This is a genomic window from Rariglobus hedericola (assembly GCF_007559335.1).
In the GTDB taxonomy this organism is placed as follows: domain Bacteria; phylum Verrucomicrobiota; class Verrucomicrobiia; order Opitutales; family Opitutaceae; genus Rariglobus; species Rariglobus hedericola.
In genome coordinates, this window is the sequence record NZ_VMBG01000001.1 from 511,880 (window position 1) to 534,176 (window position 22,297).

Genomic DNA, 22,297 nt, shown 5'->3' on the forward strand with positions numbered 1-22,297 from the left:
GAATTCAGGCTGACTCATAACCCCCTAATCAGCCGAAGTTAGCCGAGTGTTGTCTGAACTCCTTCGCATTTTTTTACTTAAGATTAACTTCAGATGAGCGATACCTTCGGTTTCACCTTGGACGACCAGACATTTGGACCTTTGAATTTTGCGGGCGGAGCGCGTGGATTTGGTTTCAACCCGTTCATGAGGATTTAATTGTATGAAGAAATCGCATACAACACGAGAGGTGGTTCCGGCTGCATCATCAGGCGGTGCGGCGGGTGGGCCCAAAGCAACTTACAGCCGGTGGATCATGTATGTGCTCGCAGTTATGGCGACGGGGGTGACCGCGTATGCGAGGATGGAGGCGAGTCAGTGGTTTGGGGATCGGCAGATGTTAATCGTGTTTTTGTTTCCGGTGATGCTGGCGGCGTATGTGGGCGGCCTGGGACCCGGGCTGACCGCGACGGTGCTGGCGGCGTTGTGGACGTCTTATTACATCGTGCCGCCGGTCCAGGCGTTTACGTTTGGGTGGACGGCGGATTTCGCGCAGTGGCTTATATTTGTGCTCAGCTGCCTGTTCGTGTGCGTAGTGATCGAGTCGTTGCATCGATCACGACTGAGGGCGGCGCTTAACTCCGAAAAGAACAGCGGCAATCTCTCGACTGAACGCAAGGTGCAGGCGGGATTCGCGGCTGCGCTTATCTGTTTGGGCGTGATCGGAGTGATGTCGTTTTTGAACGTGCTGCGACAGGAGGCCAACGAGGAGAAGACACGGCATGCCGAGCAAGTGGTCGCCGCGCTGCGTCTGATGATGTCCAACGCCACGGATGCGGAGACTGCCGAGCGTGGATTCGTAGTCACGGGCGACGAAGTTTATTTGGAGCCCTACGAGAAGGCGAAGCAGCAGCTTGCCGATGGTATTAAAAATGTAACACGCCTGATAGCAGACATCCCTGCGCAACAGAAACGCATGGAGACTCTGGTGCCTTTGCTGGACGAGCGCATGGGGCTCGTTGCGGGGCATATCGATTTGCGCAGCAGGCGCGGCTTTGATGCGACGAGAGATTCGGTCGCGAGCGGCCGAGGCAAAATCGTGCACGACCGTATTCGCGGGATTATTGCAGAGATGGAGGCGTTTGAGCAGAAACAGTTGAATGTCATGAACGCGAACGCCAGGAGCGCCCTCATCCTGACCAAGGGCGTGATCATCGGCGGGAGTGCACTGGCCTTGGGCGTGGTGGTTGTGGCCTTGCTCATAATTGGAAAGGACATCGGTCGCGGTCGCCAGGTGCGCACGGAGTTGAGCCAGGCGCGTGATGAGCTGGAGGAACGCGTCCGGGAACGCACGGCACAGTTGGAGCAAATCAACGAAGCATTGAAGGAGGGAGAGTCGCGTTACCGGGTGCTGGCACAACTATCGCCGCACGCGATTTTCCTCAATCAGGACAATCGCATCACGTTCATCAATGAAGCGGGGTTGCGGCTGTTTCGTGCCAACAGCAGGGAAGATGTGATCGGGCGTTCGCCGCTCGATTTTTTCCATCCTGATTTTCATAATCTGATTCTAGAACGGGTCGGACAGATGCTTGAAACACCTCAGACCGTGGGGCTGGTCGAGGAAAAGATGATTACGCTGGACGGCTCGGAAATCGATGTGGAAGTGGCGGCTGCTTCCTACTGGCAGGATAGGAAGCCCGTCATCCAAGTGGTTTGCCAAGATATCACGGAACGCAAAGCTGCGGAGGCTCGCCTGCGAGCCTCAACTCGCGAGGTGCTTGATCTGAAGGCGGCGCTTGATGAACACGCCATCGTGGCGGGCACCGATGCGGCGGGGCGGATCACCTTTGTGAACGACAAGTTTTGTGCGATTTCCCAGTATGCACGTGAAGAACTGATAGGGCAGGATCATCGGATTATTAATTCGGGATATCATCCCCGGGAGTTTTTCCGTGATCTCTGGTCGACGATCACCAGTGGTCGGGTATGGCAGGGGGAAATCCAAAACCGAGCCAAGGATGGTTCATATTATTGGGTTGATACGACGATCGTTCCTTTCGTAGGCGACGATGGAAAGCCCCATCAATACGTGGCCATACGCGCCGACATCACCGAGAAAAAGCGGGGGGAAATGGCCTTGCGCGCCAGTGAACAGAGATTTCGGTCCACCTTGGATAATCTGATGGAAGGCGCTCAGATCTTGGGACGGGATTGGAGTTACCTTTATATGAACGCGGCGGCGGCAGGACATAATCGCAAGCCTGCGGCCAGCATGATCGGGCAGACGATTATGGAGTGTTTTCCCGGAATCGAGACGACGAAAGTATTTGGTTTTATGCGTGCGTGCATGAACGGAACTGAAGCTCACGACGTGGAAAATGAATTTGTTTATCCAGATGGTTCATCGGCCTGGTTTCACTTAGTCATCCAGTCGGTTCCGGAAGGCGTGTTTATTCTTTCCGCCGATATTACTGCACGCAAAGAGTCCGAGGCTTTGCTCCGTCGGCAGACTGAGGAACTGCGCGTGTTGTTCGACCTGATACCCGCGCTGATCTGGTTCAAGGATACCAACAACCGGCACTTGCGCGTGAATCAACGGGTGGCTGATGAACTCGGGTTGCCGGTGTCGGAAATTGAAGGACGGCCGTGTGCGGAGGTTTATCCTAATGAAGCGGAGCGATTCTACGCCGATGACCAGATTGTCATTTCATCCGGCCTACCTCGCCTCGGGATCATCGAAAAAATCCACGATGCGCGCGGACGTGTGCGCTGGATGCAAACTGACAAAGTGCCTTATCGCGATGATGCCGGAAAAGTTGTGGGTATTGTAGTCGCATCTCAGGATATCACCGAGCGCCGGGAGGCGGATGAGAGGCTGCGGTTTCAGGAATCTTTGCTACGTGAAACCGGACACATTGCGAAGGTGGGAGGGTGGAGTTTTGATCCAGCCACGGGTGAAGGTTCATGGACCGAAGAGGTGGCGCGCATTCATGAACTTGATGCTGCCAGCAATACCTCGCTTCAAAAAGGCCTCGATTTTTATGTCGGTGAATCGCGAGCGATTATCGAAACAGCCCTTAAGAGAGCCATCGAAAATGGCGTGGCGTATGACTTGGAACTCAATCTGATCACGGCCAAAGGGAACAATAAGTGGGTGAGAACCATCGGACATCCGCAGATGGAAAACGGACGAGTAGTCCGGGTTCAGGGATCATTTCAGGATATTACCGAGCGTAAGCTCGCGGAACGTCGTCTGGCTACGCAAGGGGCGGTCAGTCGTGTGCTGGCGACGGCGGAATCCCTGGACGAAGCGGTGCCTTTGATTATTGCAGCAGTAGCCGATTCCGAGGGGTGGGAATTTGGCGCCTTTTGGGAAGTAGATCAAAAAGACGAAGTGCTGCGATGTCGGGAAATTTGGAATCGTCCTGGATTACCCATGCGCGAGTTAATTTCCATGACGCGGGCACTGACATTCGGCAGAGGCGTGGGATTGCCCGGACGGGTATGGAATTCGGGCGTGCCGGTGACCAGCGCTGATATCTCCAAGGATACAAACTATTGCCGGGCCGCACTGGCGGGAAATGCAGGGTTCCGGAGTGCGCTTGGCTTTCCTGTTCTTCAAGGAGACCAGGTGATTGGAGTGATGGACTTTCTCTCGTCAGAAATGCGTGGACCGGATACGAAACTCGATGAGGTATTCGGACTGATTGGACGTCAGATCGGTTTGTTTATTCAACGACGTCAGGCCCAAGAAGAAGTGCGGGTGTTAAACACGGAGCTGGAGCATCGGGTGCATATGCGGACCGCTGAACTGGAGTCGGCCAACAAAGAGTTGGAGGCTTTCTCCTATTCGGTATCCCATGATTTGCGTGCACCATTGCGCGCCGTGGATGGCTTCTCGCAGGCGTTGGTCGAGGATTTTGGTGAGCAACTTTCGGACGATGCGCGTCGGTATTTAAATACGATTCGCGGAGAGACTCAGCGGATGGGTGAGTTGATCGATGATCTTTTAACTTTCTCCCGCTTAAGTCGCGCCTCTCTGGATCGACTACCGGTGGATACGGGCGGGCTGGTTCGCTCGATATTGAAAGATTTGGTGTCCGATCAACCGGATCGTAATTTTGATATTCGCATCGGCGACCTGCCGGCCTGTGAAGGAGATCTGGCTTTGATGCGGCAAGTCTGGATCAACCTGATTTCCAATGCATTCAAATACACCGGGAAAAATGTGGCGCCGGTGGTTGAGATCGGCAGCTTGCGGGATGGCGCGACCACGGTTTATTTCGTTAAAGATAATGGGGCCGGTTTCGATATGCGCTATGTGCACAAGCTGTTTGGCGTTTTTCAGCGTTTACATCGTTCCGATGAATACGAGGGGACCGGCGTGGGCCTCGCTATTGTGCAACGTATTGTGCACCGGCATGGCGGGCGAGTATGGGCCGAGGGCGTTGTCAATGAAGGGGCCTCTTTCTATTTCACTCTCAATCAAGAATAAAAAACATGACTACCCCGAATTCCGACATAATTGAAATCCTACTTGTTGAGGATAATCCGAACGATCTTGCGCTCACCCAGCGCGCGTTGAAAAAGGCCCGTCTCGCGAACCATCTTCATGTCTGTCGCGACGGAGCAGAAGCGCTGGACTTTTTGTTTGGCGAGGGTGTTTACGCAGGCCGTCGATTGGACCAGCCGCCCCGCGTGGTGCTGCTCGATATTAAATTGCCGAAGGTCGATGGCATCGAGGTCTTGCGTCGCATAAAAGCGAATCCACTCACCCGCACCATTCCGGTGGTCATGCTGACATCATCGAAGGAGCAAAAAGACGTCGTGGAAAGTTACCACTTAGGCGTAAACAGTTATATTGTGAAGCCGGTCAATTTTGAGGGTTTTGCGTCTGCGGTGGAGCAGCTTGGCATGTATTGGCTGCTGGTGAATCAGTCTCCCAACCGGGAAAGTTAACCGATGACACCGGTCCTCAAAATTCTGTTTGCCGAGGACAATCCTCTCGATGCCGAGTTGGTGCTGCGGCAGCTGCGTCGTGACGGATTCACCTTTGAGTCGCTGCGGGTCGATACGGAGCCGGCCTTCAGTGACGCGTTGAATGCAGAGTGGGATCTGATCCTTTCGGATTTTGATCTTGGTTCGTTCAACGGGCTGCGGGCACTGGAACTTGTTAAATCGCGGAAGCTCGATATACCATTTATTCTTATTTCCGGAACGATTGGCGAGGATCTGGCGGTTGAGGCGATCAAGCAGGGGGCATCCGATTATTTGCTGAAGGATCGGCTGGTGCGGCTGGGGACGGCAGTCACCCAGGCGATCATGGAGGCGCGCTTGCGTCGCGAGCGTCGCGAATCCGAAGCCGCGCTGGCGGTGAGTGAATCACGCTATCGTCTCCTGGTGGAGCAGGCGTCCGACGGTATTTTTACGGTCTCGGAGGAAGGACGCTATACCGATGTAAATGCGCGCGGATTGGAAATGCTTCAGTATTCGCGGAGTGAGTTTCTGGGGCTGACACTGGGCACCTTGCTGGCCCCGACGGACTGGCCGCGTCTGGCGGAGGAAGTGTCTTATCTGCGCAATGGACAAAGTCGTGTATCTGAATTTAGAATACGAAGGCGCGATGGAACCTGGTTCGATGCCGAAATCAGCGCGCGGGCACTACCCGACGGCCAGTTGCTGGGCATCGTCCGTGATTTGACCGAGCGACGCCGTTCCGAGCAGGCCTTGCGTGAGAGCGAAGAGCGTTTCCGCCAGATTGCGGAAAACATCAATGGTGTCTTTTGGATCACGGATCCCCTGAATCAGGACCTGCTCTACGTCAGTCCCGGGTATGAGATGATCTGGGGCCGCAGTTGTGAGAGCCTCTATGGGGCGCCATCGACGTGGACGGATGCAATCCACGAAGACGATCGAGAGCGGGTGGAGCGGGCCGTGTCGCTTCAAGCGATGGGCGGTTATCATGAGGTTTACCGCATTTTGAGACCGGATGGCACGTTGCGCTGGGTGCGGGATCGGGCATTTCCGATCAAAGATGCATCGGGAAATGTTTATCGTATCGTCGGAACGACGGAGGATATCACCGATTGGCGGAAACTGGAGGAACAGTTCCTGCAGGCGCAAAAGCTGGAAGCCATCGGCACGCTCGCCGGCGGGATTGCGCACGATTTTAATAATATTCTGGGGGCGATCATCGGTTACATTGAACTGGCCAAAATGGGACTGAAGGGAAATCCCAGTGCGCACCAATACTTGGAAATGGTGCTGCAGGGTGCGAACCGGGCGGCTTCACTGGTGAAGCAAATTCTGGCCTTCAGCCGGCAGCAGGATCATCAGCGTGTGACGCTGCAATTGCGACATGTGGTCGCAGAGCCCATCAAGCTTTTGAGGGCGACGATTCCGGCGATGATTGATTTTGATGTGTCGCTCGATTCGGACCTGCCGGTGGTGCAGGCCGATCCGACGCAGATTCATCAAGTGGTCATGAATCTATGCACCAATGCGGCCCACGCCATGCATGGCCGGCCCGGTCGATTGGGCGTGAAGTTGGAGAAATTTTTAATGGATCCGCGTCAGACGGAAGTGGTGGCAGCCAACCTGAAGCCCGGCCTTTATGTGAGGTTAATCGTAAGTGATACCGGTTGCGGAATGGAACGCTCGACCTTGGAGCGCATCTTCGAACCCTTTTTTACCACCAAGGGGCCGGGTGAAGGAACGGGGTTGGGCTTGTCGGTGGTGCACGGCATCATGCAGAGCCACGAAGGCGCGGTCACGGTGCACAGTGAGCCCGGCGAGGGCACTTCGTTTCATTTGTATTTCCCGGCTGATGGCACGGCTGCGGTGGAGGTTAAACCCATCGAAAAAAACGAGATTGCCCGTGGCTCCGGCCAGCACGTGTTGTTTATCGACGACGAGCAACCGCTCGCGCAACTCGGCCAGTCCATATTGGAAGCACTGGGTTACCGGGCCACCGCATTCACGGATGCGGCCGAGGCACTGGCCCATTTCAAGTCTGCGCCTGGAGATTTTGATTTGGTGATTACCGATCTCAGCATGCCAGGGATCATGGGCACGGATTTGGCTGCGGAGATCCTGGCCATACGGAGTGATATTCCCGTTGTTTTGACCACGGGTTATTCAGCCAAGATGGATTCCGGCGCGGTGCAGTCTCTGGGCATCGGCGAACTACTCTTAAAACCCTTTAGTTTCCGTTCTTTGAGCATAGCCGTTGATCGGTTATTGTCGGAATCGCGTTCTTAGCATTTATTAGCCGAATGCCGCGTATTTTGATCATCGATGATGAGGTTTCCTTCAGATCGATGTTGCGTGTGGCGCTGGAGCAAATGGGGCATGTCGTCAGCGAGGCAGCCGATGGTGGCGCGGGTGTGCAGGCTTATATCACAGAACCGGCCGATGTGGTGGTTACCGACCTGATTATGCCCGGGAAAGAAGGCATCGAGACAATCATGGATCTCCGCCGGCATGATCCGCAGGTGAAGATCATCGCCATGTCGGGTGGCGGACGCATGACGACAATTGATTACCTGCAAATCGCCAAGCGGGTGGGTGCAAAAAAAATACTACCCAAGCCTTTTGGTTATGAGGAAATCCGGGTGGCCATCACCGAGATTCTTGCGCCAGACGCTACGAATCCGCCGGCCAGCTAAGCCGACGGGCGGATTCGGACGATACCTTAACGTTGGTTAGAGGTTGGCGATGATGGCGTCGGCCATCGCCTTGGTGCCCACGGATTTTTTGCCGAAGGCGATGTCGCCGGTGCGAACACCGTCGGTGGCAACGGCTTTGCGGACAGCGGCCTCGATCTTGTTGGCGATGTCGTCCAACCCGAAGCTGTAACGGAGCATCATGGCGACCGAGAGAATCTGAGCACACGGATTGGCGACGCCTTTGCCGGCGATGTCGGGGGCGGTGCCACCGGCGGGCTCGAAGAGACCGAAGGGCTTGCCGAGGGAGTTCTTGCCCGTGCCGAGGGAGGCGCTGGACAACATGCCGAGGGAGCCGCAGATGACCGCCATCTCGTCGGAGAGGATGTCGCCAAACATGTTTTCCGTGAAGAGCACGTCGAACTGGTTGGGGTCGCGCGCGAGCTGCATCGCGGCGTTGTCCACATACATGTGGCTCAGGGTGAGGTCGGGGTGGTTCTTGGCGAAGTAAGCGGTGACGACGCGGCGCCAGAGAACCGATGTCTCGAGCACATTGGCCTTGTCCACGGAGCAGACCTTCTTGCCGCGGGAACGTGCGGTGACAGCGGCGACCTCGGCGATGCGCTCGATCTCGGAGGTTTTATAAACCATCGTATCGACGGCCTGCTCTTCACCATTTTCAAGGGTGGTGGTCGTCTTCGGGAGGCCGAAGTAGATGCCGCCGGTCAGCTCGCGGATACAGACGATGTCGATGCCATTGGGGATGCGCTCGGTCTTTAGCGGGGAGGCGTCGGTCAGGTCGGAATAGAGAAGGCCCGGGCGGATGTTGGCGAAAAGATTGAAGGCCTTGCGAAGCGGTAGAAGGGCGGCGCGCTCGGGCTGTTCCTTGGGGGGGAGCTTTTCCCATTTTGGGCCGCCGACAGAACCGAAGAGGATCGCATCGGCCTCTTTGCAGAGCGCCAGCGTGGAGTCAGGGAGGGCTTTGCCATGGTTGTCGATACCGGCGCCGCCAACGTCGGCAGTCGTGTAGGAAAGCGTGAGGTTTTCCTGTTTGGCGACGTGCTCGAGCACGCGAAGGGCCTCGGTCATGACCTCGGGCCCGATGTAGTCTCCAGGAAGAACGGCAAATTTAAGGGTCGGCATAAAGGGGAGGAGTTAGCTAAACCGGCCAACGGGAGGCAAAGGCAATTTTTCGCGATTGCGGCGCGACGGATTCCGCTTCTGTTGGCGACCTTACAATGACGATGATCATTCATACGCTGCCCGCCGGACCGATTGAGACCAATGGCTTTTTGCTGACGGACGCCGCGCGCGGGGAGGCCGTGTTGATTGACGCCCCCGGCGGAATCTGGGCGTTCGTGGAGCCGATTCTCATCCGCGAGAAGTGCCGGTTGACGGAGCTTTGGCTGACGCATGGACACTGGGACCACATTCAAGACGCGGCCAAAGTAGTGCGGGCCAGTGGGGCAAAAGTTCGCGGGCACCTGGCGGACCGGACTTTTTTCGATACGCCAGAAATCATGTCGGCGTTTCTGAGCAGTCGCATCACATTGGAGAAAATCGCCATCGATCATTGGGTGGCGCAAGGTGACCGCTTTGAAGCCTTGGGACGCTCGGTCGAGGTGCGCCACGTTCCGGGTCACTGTCCGGGGAATGTGTTATTCTATTTTGCGGATGAATGCGCAGCGTTTGTGGGAGATGCACTGTTTGCCGGTAGCGTGGGCCGCACGGATTTGCCCGGCGGGAGCCGCGAGCAGTTGCTGGCGGCGATCCGCGCGCAAATTTATACGATGCCTGATGCGACCACGGTTTATCCGGGACACGGTCCGAGCACGAGTGTGGGCGTGGAAAAACGGAGCAATCCGTATGTGCGCGGATGAGTTTTCGCGTTTGTCATTTCGGTGGTGACGCGGGTTGATGATCGGCAACCAATGAGCGATCTCCAGCAGGATGAATTTTTTATGCGCCGAGCGATCACGCTGGCGCGAAAAGCGTGGGGGCAGACCCATCCGAATCCATTGGTTGGTGCAGTGATCGTCGAGGGCGGAAATGTAGTGGCTGAAGGCTTTCATGCCCAAGACGGTGGGCCGCACGCGGAGCGCGTTGCTTTGGCGAATCTGGGTCGTGCGCCAAAGCCGGGGGCAACCCTATATGTGACCTTGGAACCATGTTCTACGCATGGGCGCACGGGGGCTTGTTGCGACGCTATACGCGAGTCAGGTATTCGCCGGGTGGTGGTTGGGGCGACTGATCCAAATCCGGCGCACACGGGGCGTGGATTTGAGGTGCTCAAGGCGGGCGGCATCGATGTGACTAGCGGTGTTCTCGCGACCGAGTGCGCAGACCTGAACCTGATTTTTAATCAATGGATTGCGACGGGGGGCCCGTTATTGGCCGCCAAGGTGGCAATTACGCTGGATGGTAAAATAGCCTGTCGCACCGGCGAATCCAAGTGGATCACCGGGGAAGCGGCGCGAGCTGATGTTCATGCCTGGCGTCGGTATTTTCCGGGTATTGGCGCCGGTGCGGCCACGATCATGAAGGACAATCCCAAGCTCACCGCGCGCACCGCTTCGGGTGAGGTCTGGTGCCCGTTACGCTTTGTATTCGATGGCTTGTTACGCACGGTGACGGATGCTCACTTGCCCGATGTTTACACGGATGAGTTTCGTGACCGCACGATAGTCGTCACGACTCAACATGGCGGGATGGGCTACGTGAAGAAATTGCGTAACATGGGTGTGCAAGTCTGGGTGATGGACACGCCTACCCAGCGAGTGGGTTTTGCCGATTTCAGAAGGAAGTGCGTGGAGGAGAAAATCGGCGGAGTTTATTTCGAAGGAGGTGCTCAGTTGATTAGCGAATTACTGCGTTCGCGACAGCTGGACTACCTGTTTGCCTACCGCGCGCCGCTGTTGTTTGCCGACGACAAGGCGAAGACAATGTTCACGGGTTTGCGGCCGGAACGCATCGATCAAGCGGTGAGGTTGTCGGAAGTGAGAAACGAAGTCTTTGGTGATGATTCGCTCATGCGCGGTCGAGTGACGTATCCGGAAAAACTTTTGCTCGATGAAACTGTATTTAGCCTCAGGTAACGCACACAAAGCAGCCGAGATGAACGCGCTCGCACAGGCGAGCGGACTCGACGTGGAAATCATATCCGCAAAGGAGGTGGGAGGAATGCCTGCGGTCGTTGAAGACACGGGCACATTTATTGGTAACGCACGCAAAAAGGCATTGGCACTTAAGGCGATGCTGCCGGCTGATGCTTGGGTGCTCGCGGATGACAGCGGCCTCTGTGTCGATGCACTTAGCGGAGCGCCGGGGGTAGAGTCGGCATATTACGCCGGTCCACAGGGTGATAGTGCGGCTAATCTAACAAAATTGGTCGAAGTGATGAAGGGAGTGCCTATAGACAATCGAGGCGCTCATTTTATCTGTATCCTACTGCTTGCGGGGCCTCAAAATGTAGAGCATGTCATCGAGGGGCGCTGTGAGGGCAGGCTATTAAGTAAACCAGAAGGAGGGGCGGGCTTTGGTTACGACCCTTTGTTTGTTCCTCAAGGTTATGAGGAGAGTTTTTCCCGTTTGGGTGATGAGGCTAAGAATATCATCAGTCACCGTGCCCGGGCTTGGGCGGGATTGACTGAAATTATAAAGACATTGGATTGTCGCTAAGTTGCCAGATAAAATAATCACCTCGCGAAAACTTGGTGGTATTAGGTGCTCCGGCGGGAGGGGAGCTTGCAAGCTTGCTATCAAAAGTGAGTTCACGTCCGGAAGGCACCAGATATAAATTTCTTCCTGCACCGGATCCCGTTGATCGTATGGCTCCGGTAAAATATTTAGATTCAAAAAGTTGCCCAAGTGAACCTACGAGCTTTACGTTTTGCCCGCTCCAGTTTTCCATCAGGCGAACAAGATTTTGGACGCCGCCACTATTGATGCCTGCTGCGGTATTTGTAGGAGTATTTCCACTAACAAGGGCTGCATATACTGCCGTTGTTGCGCTTGCGTTACCTTCTCCATCTGGCGGATTTCCTGCAAGTCTTACATCGCTGACATCAGCCGTGGCATTATCATCATTCCAGTTTGCAGATAGTAATGTGATGGCGTCTGCCATGATTGCCGCCGGATTTCCGGCGTTGTCTTCGGTGTTAGCGGTGCCTTGTGGGTTCGATGTGTTATAGTTACCCTGAATATAGACGCCATTGTCGCTAGCGACTGTGAAGCCTACGGGCTTTCCATCCACGGTGGTGTAAGGTAGCTCGGATGCATTGCTCAATCTGATACCATTAATAGTCGTGGTTTGGGGGTTTGGGTCATAAGCGTATATGATTCCGTTGTAAGCGGCTTTAAGCGCAGCTGGTGTTGATGGCGCGGCTAGTCTGGCTTTTAAATTGCCTATATCGATTGTCGTAATGTTTACATTTTTATTTTCGCGTGTATCGAAGACCTCTTTTCTTGCCGATGTAATGATGCTGGCGGCCAATGCTGGATTTGTAATTGCGTAATCGATGGAGGGGTTGGCTTTTGTGTAAATTTTTACAGGATAGAGAAGATAGAGGATATCAGTGGTTTTCCTTACCTCTATTGTTATGCCGGCCTTTTCGGACATGCGATTCGCTTTGATCACGGGGTCTTCTACTATAGAAACACCGGCGGGGGTTTTGGGGCTTGGAGATATGATGGATCGATAGACATCGTTAGTTGATGAATATGCGTTAGTGCCACTGGGACCATAAACTTGGAAACTTAGGTCTGCATCGGTGCCGCCAAGAAAGTTTTCTGGTTCTTGTAATTTTTTTATTTGATTTTTTCGGGCAACCATCTCGTCGTCATCTGAACTGAAATTAGGGTTCGAAAGTGTATTTGCGACGCCTGAGTTGTGGCGGAAATATATAGCGGTTGCTGGATCTATTGCCTTATTTAAATCAGTCATTCCGTTGAATGAATTCGCGTAAAATATTTTATCTACAACGGTTAGGTTTACTCCTGATTGGGCGCCGATGTAAAGACTGCCATTTGATGATATATCGCCTTTAATAGTCATCGGGCTTCCCGTGCTAAATTCCATGACGTCTTGGTAGAAAACGCTGAATTGGAAAAGTGCGGAGCGGCTTAAGGCAAAACGGCGACCCAGTTGATAGTGGATTTCGCCTAATAATGGGTGGGTTTGTGAAGCACGCGTTAATGCCGTATAATAATTAACCTGGGCTGGACGGCTAACTCCGGATACCTTGGTTGTCCCGACTTTTGTCGGCCCATTTGAACGAAGGGTCCTGGAGATGGTCCAGTCGGCCCCGCCAAATGCAGTATTGGCGAGATCTGTATTTGGTATCGTCGAGAAGTCCACAATGAAGCCTTTGCCGCTTAAGTTGTTGTCAATATCTTGAAGTGGAACACTCTCTTTTATAGATGTAATCCACTGAAAATAGAGAAATTCCATTTCGGCTTCCGCTGAAAGCTTGGCTTTATCCAGTAAAGCCTGACGCATGCTCGCTCGATAACTTGTTACGCTATAGCTTAGTGATGCGGCTGCCAAATAGGACATTACTGCAATTACAAGGACAACAGCGACCAATGCGCTTCCCTTGGTCGCTCTTTTATTATTAGAGAGTGCTTTCATGGCCTTAAAAGTCGGGTAACGGCGTAGGTGTAGGTGTGCGTGTGCGCGTAGGGCTGGGCGTGGGCGTGGGCGTGCCTGTGGGAGCGGGAGTAGGTGTGCGGGTCGGCGTGGCGACCGGAGTGGGTGTAATGGTGGGTATAGGGGTGCGTGTGGGCGTGGGCGTAATTGTGGGTGTCTGTGTCGGTGTATTGGTTGGCAGCGGTGTGGGTGTAATCGTGGGTGTAGGTGTGCGCGTGGGGGTAGGTGTAATTGTGGGCGTCGGTGTGATGGTCGGCGTCCTTGTGGGTGTGGGTGTAATGGTGGGTGTGCGCGTGGGGGTGCGAGTGCGTGTCGGCGTGCGAGTAGGCGTAATTGTCGGAGTGGGCGTTATCGTGGGTGTGGGTGTGATTGTGGGCGTGGAGGTTCGCGTAGGCGTGCGCGTGGGGGTAGGTGTGATTGTGGGAGTCGGGGTGATGGTCGGTGTCGGTGTAATCGTGGGCGTTCGCGTAGGCGTGGGGGTGAGCGTAGGTGTCGGGGTGATGGTCGGTGTAAGCGTAGGAGTAGGCGTAGCCGTTGGAGTGCTTGTGGGTGTCGGCGTAGACGTAGGCGTGCGCGTGGGCGTAGGGGTGCGCGTCGGCGTAGGTGTTACAGTGGGTGTAGGTGTAGGTGTAGGCGTATTGTTAGGGATGTCCGGTGGATCAATACGATTAAAGGTGTCACCTCCTTTGTTGATGAGTATGCCTGCAACTGAGCCCTTGGTGTAAAAATCACTGTTTTTACCTTGGTAAATGGTGAGTTTTTCCGTGGGGGCGGAATTGATCCTGATATCCAAAGTGACAAACTTATCGGGCACTTTTTTATTCCCGTCAGCGGTTCCGTCTTTTACTGATCCGAATGGATATTGGTCCGGCTCTAGGTAGTCTGCTATGAACTTTGGCGTGGGATCTCCTGCGGTATTTTCATACCAAGCCAATTTGGTTATACCGTCTTGAGCTAAGACCTCATAGGCCCGTTGACGCAGTATTGTAGCCAATCGATCTGCGGGAATTGACTCGACTGCTTTTCCGGCAGCAATGGAGTAGGCAGAGAAAGGCTGGCTGAATGTTAATGTTACATCCCCATCGGCATTGGCGCCGCGATTATCCGTGACGCTGGCGATACGGGCGCCTGCGATACCTGGGTTATCATTCCCCGCTGCATCTGTGTATGCATCAATTGAAAAACTAGGGCTAGCCAGCACAAGAAAGTCTCCGGCTTGAGGTTTTGTGCGGGCTTTAAATGTTACTACTATCGATGAGGCGAATGAGTCGGCTGCTTTTGTTGACCCCGGCACGCCAACGTTCACTAAATAGCTGATGCGCGCATAATGTTGAGGTTCAGCAGGATTTGGTTTCTCGAGATAGGGCGGAGCAATTGCCGCAGAAATCTCTGTTGTCATATGCTGATGCAGATAGCTTGAACGCTCATTCAGGCGGGTGACGGTGGTGACTTTTTTTGCCGTCACCGAACTGCTAATTAACAGGCTTAATGCGAAGCCTAGTATAACGATGGCAATCGTCATCGAAATCAAGATCTCGACCAAGGTGAATCCCTTTTTGAGTCTTAACCGTTGCCACAGCGAAAGTATTTTGGCGCGAGCGGAGTTCATGGCACTGAGCGAAGCACGGTGATTGATTGGGTCAGTGGTCGTCCTAAAATCGTGAATCGTGCGGAAAAGTCCGCACGGAGAAGAAATCCAGCAGGGCTATTGGCCAAATCTGGCGTCATTTCTGTCCCCGTCGATGGGCTTATGCGTATAACGGATCTCGTGAAAACGACATTGATTGGTGCACCGCTGGCCGCACCCATTGGCACAGTAAGCCCGGACGAAGTTCCATTTATGTAGACGTCACTATCTGCCGTGGTTGGTTTAACGGTAAATACGTTTAAGTCTTTTCGCCAAGACAGTCCTTCTCCAGTTGGCGTGGCGGCAAATTTAAACAGTGGAGTAGGCGGGTTGGCTACCAGCTCGGCTGCTGCTGTGTAGGGGATGCTGTTGAGCAAGAACTGATCAGCCATCGAGCGAAGCGCGAATCGGACTTCGTTACGTATGCGGGTTTCGGCGGACAGTCGATATGACTGCACCAGAGCCATGAGCAGGCCGGCCATGAGCATCGTGAGGAGTATGGTGGCCACCATAACTTCCACCAGTGTTAGACCACGTTTTTTTGGTGATCGGACATTTGTTTCACGCGCGCAGGCACCCCTCCGTGGGTTGAGGAACGTCGTTTCAAATGTGCTGTATTTTGGGTTCATGCTAGGCTGCTGGAAAAGCCTGGTGAAATTCATAAGCAAGTTTCTCTCCACTTATGATTTTCCGATCAGATGTCAGCAGGCGGGGTGACCTGATGGAAGTTAATTAGTGTCAATTTTTGGTAATAACGAGCGTCGTCGTATCCTGCGGATGTCTCATTCCTGCTTGTGTTTCGCCAAGGTTCCGTGCGGTTTTGCGTGCGCAGGTGGCCTGACTTGCGGGCACCGCTTCAATCGCGATTAAATTTCTCCGGTATCATGCAATATTTAGGCACGGGTTTTACGGTGATTCTTCTTTGGGTTAACCTATGGGGACTCGGGCTGGCGACGGGGTTGTTTTGGCGTAACCGTTGGCTGGCGCTGTCGGTTGGACCCTGGCTATGGGCCACTGTGTTTTTCGCGATCGAAACCCACTGGGGGCTGGGCAGTCTTCGAGGCTTGGGATCGGTGGCCACGGTTGGCGCACTTGGGTTGATCGTCCTGAGCAACACGAAGTGGCTTCCGAATCGACTGAGAGGTTTGGATGGCTGGCTGCAAGGCTGGCGTGAGGAATTTAATTTGGTTTCGGCGAAAACCTGTCTGTTCACGTTTGGCGGACTCTTTTTGTATGTTTTTGCCTGGAGGTGGGCATTTCCGAGCATTGATGGATCGGCCGAAAAGATAGCGGACCTGTCCTTTATCAGCAGCTATCTGGTTGGCGGCACCATTCCCGTGGCCGATGCCTGGCTCTACCCGTATCGATTTACCCAATACTACAGTTTTCAGCATTATTCGGGGGCTTTGCTGGGGCGCATGTTTGGGTTTTCTCCGGGTGAAACTTATAACTACGCTTTTTGCGTTTTGAACGCCTTGGCCGCACTGGCTTTTGCCGGCGGTGTGTCCCTGCTGGCGCGCCGGAATTGGGTGAAGATCATGTTGGTGGTCGGATTTGTGGTGGGTGGCAGCGGCGTGTCCGGGCTCACCCCTTTGTTTTTCCAAGATGCAAAGCTATGGAACAGCCAGCGATTCATCGGCACGGAGCCTTACAGTCAGGCTCCTGTTGGCACTTGGTTGAAGGAATATGCCGACAACTATCCGACGGTAGAGCTTTCCGGCGAGTGGTTCTCCTACTCGGTTTCCCTCGGTGACTACCACGCGCCTTTGGCAGGATTTTATCTTTTGGCGCTAGGAGTGCTTAGCGTGGTTTTAGCTGAGCGAACGAAGCTTCGCCGTTACACGTTTTTGGTGGGAGCGACGCTTACGTGGACGGTCATGGCGAACACTTGGAGCTTTCCTCTTCAATTGATGGCGGTCGGTGCATGGTGCATGTGGAATCGCTCCCGATGGCGGGTGGACTGGCCAATGGTGGTGTTGGGAGCGGCAGCCACGTGGCTGGCGGCGGCAATTTATCTGAAGATTTTCACCGTGGCTGCTTCCGAGTATCAGAACAACCTGCGCTGGGTATCCTCGGAACTCCATGCTCCATGGCTGCTGTTCACGATGTATATGCTGCCCACGATTGGGTTGGCGGTGCTGGCGTTTTATTCACGCAGCCGGGCCCTGCTAGGGCTGGGATTGTTGGCGTTGGCCTATCTGGCCTTCAGCGAATTGTTTTACATCGACGATGTTTACGAGGGGGCGCACGAGCGTTTCAACGCGACGCTCAAGTGGTGGCCATGGATAGCCACTTGGGTTCTTTTGGTTCTGGGGCCGCTCCTCATTGACGGCGCCAAACAGCGATGGGTGCGAGTGCTTGCCATCATTCTTTGCGCATACCCTTCGTTGTATGCGTGGGAGTTAGGACGCTACTGGTTGCTCACTCCGAAGTTCTATGCGGGACGCATGGAGGGGGATGGCTATTTGCGCAGGGATGAGCCGGCCAAGCAGCTTTTGGAGCGATTGAAACTGGAACCTTACGGCGCAGTCATCGAGCGGACCAATCGTGATTCGTTTACGGATTCGTCGTATCTGCCGCTTTTTGCAGGAAAACCCATGTGGTTGGGTTGGTCGGGACATGAGGCGCTCTGGCGCGGATATCCGTCGTTCGTCTGGCAGCGACTTGATCGCCTTGAGCGCTTCTTCAAAGGTGAAATCACGGGGAATGATGCTGACTGGAAGTCGGAGAGAATTTCCTATGTCTTGTGGTATCAGCCCGCCGACACCGAAGAGCTTTGGTTAAAGCTCAATGAGGCGATCCAAAAGGATTACGAGTGGTGCGTGATTTACATCACACCGGATGGAAAGCGGGTGGGCTTCTGGCGCTTGCGCTCAATGGTGGCGCTCAACACACAGGTCTCCACTTAATGTCGCATATGAGAATCGAGCTGTCGGTCGTGATGCCTTGTTACAACGAGGCCGAAGGTCTCGCTCAGGCAATCAGGCGGGTTCACGCAGTGTGCAAAGGACTTTTTCTCACCCATGAAATCTTGATCATCGACGATGGCTCGACTGATGGATCTTGGGCCATCGTAGAGGATGCAGCGCAGTCGATTCCCGAGGTCAGGGGCCTGCGTTTTTCAAGAAATTTCGGGCACGAAGCTGCGTCGTCGGCGGGGCTGCGGCATGCCCGTGGTATTCAAGTTCTGATACTGGATGCCGATTTGCAAGACCCTCCTGAATTGCTGGCCGAATTGCGTGCAAAAATGGCGGAAGGTTATGATGTGGTCTATGGAGTGCGTCGTTCCCGTGCGGGCGAATCGTGGTTGAAACTGGTTTCTGCAAAGTTGTTTTATCGTGTTTTCAATCTGCTCACGGATAACCCGATTCCCGAGGATACGGGAGACTTCCGATTGATGACCCGGCGTGCGGTTGATGCATTTGTCGCCATGCCTGAGTCGGTGGTTTTCTTGAGGGGAATGATCAGTTGGATCGGGTTTCCGCAGGTTGGCATTTACTATGATCGCAAGCCGCGTGAGACCGGGCGTTCCAAATATAATTTCAGAAAACTGCTGGGATTGTGCATCGAGGCTATCACGGGGTTTTCCGTTCGTCCGTTGCGAATCGCATTTGTGATGAGCATGGCGTTGTTTCTCGGGGCGCTGGGGCTGACTGCGGTCATTTTGATCGGCTGGCTGAGCGGACGAGGAAGTTCGGACATCGCCCTGGTCATGATGGTGATTTCATTCATCGGCGGTGTTCAGACATTGGTGATGGGTGTGATCGGCGAGTATCTGGGAAAGCTTTTTGTCGAATCCAAAGGGCGACCGCTTTATCTGATCCGTGACACCATTGATAAGGCAGCGCTTGACGCTGAAAGCCGTTAATCTGGACGAATGAGTCTTCCAGACTATCAGACGAGTCGGGTGGTGGCGGTGGATCTTGATGGAACGTTGTTAAAGGCGGATTTGTCCTGGGAGCTTTTAATGGCTTACCTGCGAGCACGTCCGTGGCGGCTGTTCTGTGTTTTGGGCTGGGTGAGCGCGGGTGGCCTTGTCCGGTTAAAATCAAATCTGGCTGAGCGCGTATTGATAGAGGGCGAACACCTGCCTTGGAACGACGAGGTGATCGACTGGTGCGAGCAGCATGCGCAAAAGGGCGGGCGTGTCGTGCTCGCCACGGCGTCTCCTCTAAAAGCGGCTCAATCAATCACTGGGCATTTTAAGTTTATCACCGAGGTTTTGGGGAGCGATGAAGTGATTAATCTCAAGGCTCAAGCCAAGGCGGATGCACTTACATTCAGGTTTGGCCACGAAGGATTTGATTACATTGGAAACAGCTCGGCCGACCTCCCGGTTTGGCGTGCGGCTCAAAATGCGTTTTTTGTGGGGACGGAGTCGGTGCGCAATGGATTTCAACACCGGCTTGAGGCGAAACGCTTGATCCCGATTACTGGTGGAAGTGACCGTTTGGAGCCTGTGCTGCTGGCTGCATTGCGTCCTCATCAATGGCTGAAAAACTTATTGATACTGGTGCCTTTGCTCGGAGCCCATCGTTGGAATGATCCGGCTTGCTGGTGGTTGATTGGACCTGCACTGCTGGCGCTTTGCTGCGTGGCATCCGCTACCTATATTTTAAACGACCTGACTGACCTTGAGTCGGATCGCAGGCATCCACGAAAAAAACGAAGGGCGTTCGCTAGTGGTCAATTAGGGATTCCTACGGGACTGCTATTTATCGGAGTGCTCTTGTTTACGGGTGGCGCGCTGGCACTCGTTTCCGGCCTGACGGCTTTGGCGGCCGTGAGCGGATACGTGATTCTATCGATCGCGTATTCTTTAGGTCTCAAGAAAATCGCAATCGTGGATGTGGTGTGGCTTTCGTGCATGTATACGTATCGCGTTCTGATCGGAGGAGCGATTACCGGCGTGGTGGTTTCATCCTGGCTGCTGGCGTATACGATCAGTTTGTTTCTTGGGCTGGCATTTTTGAAGCGTTATGTGGAGTTGGGGTCATCAAATGCCGGCGAATCGGTGCAGGTTCCCGGGCGTGGTTACGACGGAAGTGATGCATCGCGAATACGAGCGGGAGGTATTGCCGCGGGTTTGGTATCGACGGTGGTGCTGGGCTTTTATTTACGAAGTCCGGCCAGCATCGTATTGTATGCTGATCCACGCTGGTTGTGGGTGGTTGTTCTCGCGATGGCTGGCTGGTTGGCCAGAATATGGATCATGGCAGGTCACAAAAAAGTGGATGATGATCCCGTTTGGTTCGCGGCAAAAGATCCGGTGACTTGGCTTATTTCGGCGGTATGCATCGCGGCTTTGATGTTGGCGGGACCTCTGTGATGACGTCGGTAACCCTACCTTTTCGTTCTTGGGGCGGGCTGACGACGGCACGCACACGACGCGAATACTTAGCCTGGAAAAATGATCCATTGCCGCGACATGAAGGCGCATTGCTGGCCTACGGCATGGGCCGCAGTTATGGTGATTCGTGTCTGTTGGATGACGGTGTGATGATTGAGACGCGGATGCTTGATCACATTTTGGAGTTCGATGCCATTGCAGGCGTCGTGCGCTGTGAGGCCGGATGTTCAATGGCTGGTTTGCTCGATTTCTGCGTGCCGCACGGTTGGTTTCCCCCAGTCACACCTGGAACAAAATGGGTCACATTGGGAGGCTGTGTGGCGAATGACGTGCACGGGAAAAACCATCACGTGGCGGGAACGTTTGGCTGTTTTGTCAACCGGCTGGGTTTACGACGGTCCGATGGGACTACATTGGAGTGCAGTTTGACGTGTAATCAGGATTTTTTTCGAGCGACGATCGGTGGGCTGGGGCTTACCGGCGTGATTTTGTGGGTGGAGCTGAGGTTGAAACGTATTCGCACATCTCAGATCACTCAGCGCCTAAGCAGGCTGCGGGGAATCGATGCGTTTTTTGACTGTTTTCAGCAGAACGAAAAGATGCCCGAGTATTCGGTTGCATGGCTCGATACGAGTCATGCAGGCGAACCGCGTGGATTACTGATATCGGGCGATCATGCCGGGGATTCGGACGAGCTGATTGTGCGGGGTGCTCACCCCAAACTATCCTTGCCGGTTATGTTGCCGGATTTTGTGCTGGGGCCTGACGCGATACGGTTGATGAACCGAATTTACTATGCGGCAAATTCGGGAAAGCGGGCGGTGAAAAATGTGCATTACGATCCGTTTTTTTACCCGCTGGATGCGGTGGGAAACTGGAATCGTGCATATGGAAAAAAGGGACTGGTTCAGTATCAATTCGTAGTGCCTAAAAACTACGGAAAAGATGTTCTGGTCGAGACTCTGGCCAAGGCGAGATTGGCGGGGCATGCATCCTTTCTTACGGTGGTAAAAATGTTCGGATCGATCGTATCGCCAGGTTTGCTCTCGTTTCCGCGGCCGGGAGTGACGGTATGTTTTGACTTTCCTAATCTTGGAGATCGAACGGCCCGATTGCTGGAAGACATGGATCACACGGTTTTTTCAGCAGGCGGGGCGTTGTATCCCGCAAAGGACTGTCGGATGAGTCGCGATGCGTTTGAACGATCATTTCCTGCTCATGATGCATTTAAGTCGTTGATCGATCCTGCATGTTCTTCGAGCTTTGCGAAAAGAACCGGCCTAACTGCATGAAGATCATTTTAGTTTTGGGTGCGACCTCGGCAATCGCCCAGGCGTATTGCCGGTTGCAGGCTTCGTCGGGGGCCTGCTTCTGGTTGCTGGGAAGGAACGAAGACCGGTTGCGGACCGTGGCTGGAGATCTGCGTTTACGCGGGGCTGGTGACGCGGAGATAAGGCTCATCAAAGCGGATAATTGCGCGAGTGTCAGTGAGGGGATCGCGGATGCGGTGAAGGCACACGGACGCATTGATGTTTTTCTCATCGCGCAAGGGGAGTTGCCTGATCAGATGCGTCTTGAAGAGGAGCCGGAGAGTGTGCGGGATTTTTTTCAAGGCTCGGTGGTGACGGTTGTTCAGGGCGCGTTGCTGGCGGCCGCACAGCTGGAACTTCAGGGTGGGGGCGATTGCGTGATCATCGGTTCGGTGGCGGGTGATCGCGGACGGCGTCGTAATTATATCTATGGCGGAGCGAAGGCGGCGTTGGAGGTGTTTTCCCAAGGGCTGAGGCAACGGCTGGCTCCTCAAAGCCGGGTTGTCCTGCTCAAGCCGGGCCCGGTTGATACGCCGATGACCGCGCATCTGGCCAAGTCTGCTTTGTTCACAACGCCTGAAGCGGTCGCGGGCGTGCTCGCGCGTGCATTGAACCGGCGCCGGCCGACTGTGGTTTACGCACCTGGCTACTGGCGTTGGGTGATGATGATCGTGCGGGCGCTTCCCGACTGCGTGGTTAAAAAAATGCGGGCTTAAA

The 22,297-nt window shown here is 54.3% G+C and carries 16 protein-coding genes; 12 read left to right on the forward strand and 4 right to left on the reverse strand.

The genetic code is table 11. From position 1 onward, the window contains the following. Nucleotides 1–202 precede the first annotated feature (202 nt). From FPL22_RS02395 to FPL22_RS02410, 4 genes are read left to right on the forward strand one after another with little or no spacing between them, the layout of a single operon-like run. The gene (locus tag FPL22_RS02395; RefSeq protein WP_144228518.1) at nucleotides 203–4,477 is read left to right on the forward strand and encodes a PAS domain S-box protein; all 4,275 of its coding nucleotides are present in this window, start codon (nucleotides 203–205) and stop codon (nucleotides 4,475–4,477) included. Between the two features lie 5 nt (nucleotides 4,478–4,482). Beyond that, nucleotides 4,483–4,941 carry a response regulator gene (locus FPL22_RS02400; protein WP_144228519.1) on the forward strand — a complete coding sequence of 153 codons (459 nt, stop codon included), beginning with the start codon at nucleotides 4,483–4,485 and terminating at the stop codon, nucleotides 4,939–4,941. Between the two features lie 3 nt (nucleotides 4,942–4,944). Beyond that, nucleotides 4,945–7,242, forward strand: a complete 2,298-nt coding sequence (locus FPL22_RS02405) for a hybrid sensor histidine kinase/response regulator (RefSeq protein ID WP_144228520.1) — start codon at nucleotides 4,945–4,947, stop codon at nucleotides 7,240–7,242. 14 nt (nucleotides 7,243–7,256) lie between these two features. Continuing rightward, nucleotides 7,257–7,649, forward strand: a complete 393-nt coding sequence (locus tag FPL22_RS02410; RefSeq protein WP_144228521.1) for a response regulator — start codon at nucleotides 7,257–7,259, stop codon at nucleotides 7,647–7,649. A gap of 36 nt (nucleotides 7,650–7,685) precedes the next feature. Here FPL22_RS02410 and leuB read toward each other — a convergent pair whose 3' ends face one another. Next, the gene (gene leuB, locus FPL22_RS02415) at nucleotides 7,686–8,789 is read right to left on the reverse strand and encodes a 3-isopropylmalate dehydrogenase (RefSeq protein ID WP_144228522.1); all 1,104 of its coding nucleotides are present in this window, start codon (nucleotides 8,787–8,789) and stop codon (nucleotides 7,686–7,688) included. A gap of 101 nt (nucleotides 8,790–8,890) precedes the next feature. On the opposite strand from leuB, the gene FPL22_RS02420 reads away from it, so the two are divergent. Genes FPL22_RS02420 through rdgB form a run of 3 tightly spaced genes read left to right on the forward strand, consistent with a single transcriptional unit; the run spans nucleotide 8,891 to nucleotide 11,324 of the window. Continuing rightward, complete coding sequence (locus tag FPL22_RS02420; protein ID WP_144228523.1) at nucleotides 8,891–9,526, forward strand: MBL fold metallo-hydrolase; 636 nt, start codon at nucleotides 8,891–8,893, stop codon at nucleotides 9,524–9,526. Between the two features lie 51 nt (nucleotides 9,527–9,577). Next, on the forward strand, nucleotides 9,578–10,741 hold the full coding sequence (ribD, locus tag FPL22_RS02425; protein WP_144228524.1) for a bifunctional diaminohydroxyphosphoribosylaminopyrimidine deaminase/5-amino-6-(5-phosphoribosylamino)uracil reductase RibD: 1,164 nt from the start codon (nucleotides 9,578–9,580) through the stop codon (nucleotides 10,739–10,741). Further along, a complete protein-coding gene (rdgB, locus tag FPL22_RS02430; protein WP_144228525.1) occupies nucleotides 10,716–11,324 on the forward strand; it encodes an RdgB/HAM1 family non-canonical purine NTP pyrophosphatase in 609 nt (202 codons plus the stop codon). The genes ribD and rdgB overlap by 26 nt, the downstream gene beginning before the upstream one ends. Here rdgB and FPL22_RS02435 read toward each other — a convergent pair. The 3 genes from FPL22_RS02435 to FPL22_RS02445 are packed head-to-tail and all read right to left on the reverse strand — an operon-like array spanning nucleotide 11,299 to nucleotide 15,549. Then, on the reverse strand, nucleotides 11,299–13,275 hold the full coding sequence (locus FPL22_RS02435; protein WP_144228526.1) for a hypothetical protein: 1,977 nt from the start codon (nucleotides 13,273–13,275) through the stop codon (nucleotides 11,299–11,301). The genes rdgB and FPL22_RS02435 overlap by 26 nt on opposite strands. A gap of 4 nt (nucleotides 13,276–13,279) precedes the next feature. After that, complete coding sequence (locus FPL22_RS02440) at nucleotides 13,280–14,902, reverse strand: PilW family protein (RefSeq protein ID WP_144228527.1); 1,623 nt, start codon at nucleotides 14,900–14,902, stop codon at nucleotides 13,280–13,282. Next, nucleotides 14,899–15,549 carry a type IV pilus modification PilV family protein gene (locus FPL22_RS02445; RefSeq protein WP_162525162.1) on the reverse strand — a complete coding sequence of 217 codons (651 nt, stop codon included), beginning with the start codon at nucleotides 15,547–15,549 and terminating at the stop codon, nucleotides 14,899–14,901. The genes FPL22_RS02440 and FPL22_RS02445 overlap by 4 nt, the downstream gene beginning before the upstream one ends. A gap of 255 nt (nucleotides 15,550–15,804) precedes the next feature. On the opposite strand from FPL22_RS02445, the gene FPL22_RS02450 reads away from it, so the two are divergent. From FPL22_RS02450 to FPL22_RS02470, 5 genes are read left to right on the forward strand one after another with little or no spacing between them, the layout of a single operon-like run. After that, entirely contained in the window at nucleotides 15,805–17,829 is a 2,025-nt protein-coding gene (locus FPL22_RS02450) for a DUF2298 domain-containing protein (protein WP_144228529.1), read from the forward strand. Between the two features lie 8 nt (nucleotides 17,830–17,837). Next, nucleotides 17,838–18,788, forward strand: coding sequence for a glycosyltransferase family 2 protein (locus FPL22_RS02455; RefSeq protein WP_162525163.1), 951 nt, complete (start codon nucleotides 17,838–17,840; stop codon nucleotides 18,786–18,788). A gap of 9 nt (nucleotides 18,789–18,797) precedes the next feature. After that, nucleotides 18,798–20,249 carry a UbiA family prenyltransferase gene (locus tag FPL22_RS02460; RefSeq protein WP_144228531.1) on the forward strand — a complete coding sequence of 484 codons (1,452 nt, stop codon included), beginning with the start codon at nucleotides 18,798–18,800 and terminating at the stop codon, nucleotides 20,247–20,249. Beyond that, nucleotides 20,213–21,562 carry an FAD-binding oxidoreductase gene (locus FPL22_RS02465; RefSeq protein WP_144228532.1) on the forward strand — a complete coding sequence of 450 codons (1,350 nt, stop codon included), beginning with the start codon at nucleotides 20,213–20,215 and terminating at the stop codon, nucleotides 21,560–21,562. Before FPL22_RS02460 ends, FPL22_RS02465 begins: the two co-directional genes overlap by 37 nt. Next, entirely contained in the window at nucleotides 21,520–22,296 is a 777-nt protein-coding gene (locus tag FPL22_RS02470) for an SDR family NAD(P)-dependent oxidoreductase (RefSeq protein ID WP_144228533.1), read from the forward strand. The genes FPL22_RS02465 and FPL22_RS02470 overlap by 43 nt, the downstream gene beginning before the upstream one ends. Nucleotide 22,297 lies beyond the last annotated feature (1 nt).

Coding starts and splice junctions, on each gene's coding strand:
- FPL22_RS02395 (WP_144228518.1), top strand. CDS start 203: ATGAAGAAATCGCATACAACACGAGAGGTGGTTCCGGCTGCATCATCA.
- FPL22_RS02400 (WP_144228519.1), top strand. CDS start 4,483: ATGACTACCCCGAATTCCGACATAATTGAAATCCTACTTGTTGAGGAT.
- FPL22_RS02405 (WP_144228520.1), top strand. CDS start 4,945: ATGACACCGGTCCTCAAAATTCTGTTTGCCGAGGACAATCCTCTCGAT.
- FPL22_RS02410 (WP_144228521.1), top strand. CDS start 7,257: ATGCCGCGTATTTTGATCATCGATGATGAGGTTTCCTTCAGATCGATG.
- leuB (WP_144228522.1), bottom strand. CDS start 8,789: ATGCCGACCCTTAAATTTGCCGTTCTTCCTGGAGACTACATCGGGCCC.
- FPL22_RS02420 (WP_144228523.1), top strand. CDS start 8,891: ATGATCATTCATACGCTGCCCGCCGGACCGATTGAGACCAATGGCTTT.
- ribD (WP_144228524.1), top strand. CDS start 9,578: ATGAGCGATCTCCAGCAGGATGAATTTTTTATGCGCCGAGCGATCACG.
- rdgB (WP_144228525.1), top strand. CDS start 10,716: ATGAAACTGTATTTAGCCTCAGGTAACGCACACAAAGCAGCCGAGATG.
- FPL22_RS02435 (WP_144228526.1), bottom strand. CDS start 13,275: ATGAAAGCACTCTCTAATAATAAAAGAGCGACCAAGGGAAGCGCATTG.
- FPL22_RS02440 (WP_144228527.1), bottom strand. CDS start 14,902: ATGAACTCCGCTCGCGCCAAAATACTTTCGCTGTGGCAACGGTTAAGA.
- FPL22_RS02445 (WP_162525162.1), bottom strand. CDS start 15,549: ATGAACCCAAAATACAGCACATTTGAAACGACGTTCCTCAACCCACGG.
- FPL22_RS02450 (WP_144228529.1), top strand. CDS start 15,805: ATGCAATATTTAGGCACGGGTTTTACGGTGATTCTTCTTTGGGTTAAC.
- FPL22_RS02455 (WP_162525163.1), top strand. CDS start 17,838: ATGAGAATCGAGCTGTCGGTCGTGATGCCTTGTTACAACGAGGCCGAA.
- FPL22_RS02460 (WP_144228531.1), top strand. CDS start 18,798: ATGAGTCTTCCAGACTATCAGACGAGTCGGGTGGTGGCGGTGGATCTT.
- FPL22_RS02465 (WP_144228532.1), top strand. CDS start 20,213: ATGCATCGCGGCTTTGATGTTGGCGGGACCTCTGTGATGACGTCGGTA.
- FPL22_RS02470 (WP_144228533.1), top strand. CDS start 21,520: ATGTTCTTCGAGCTTTGCGAAAAGAACCGGCCTAACTGCATGAAGATC.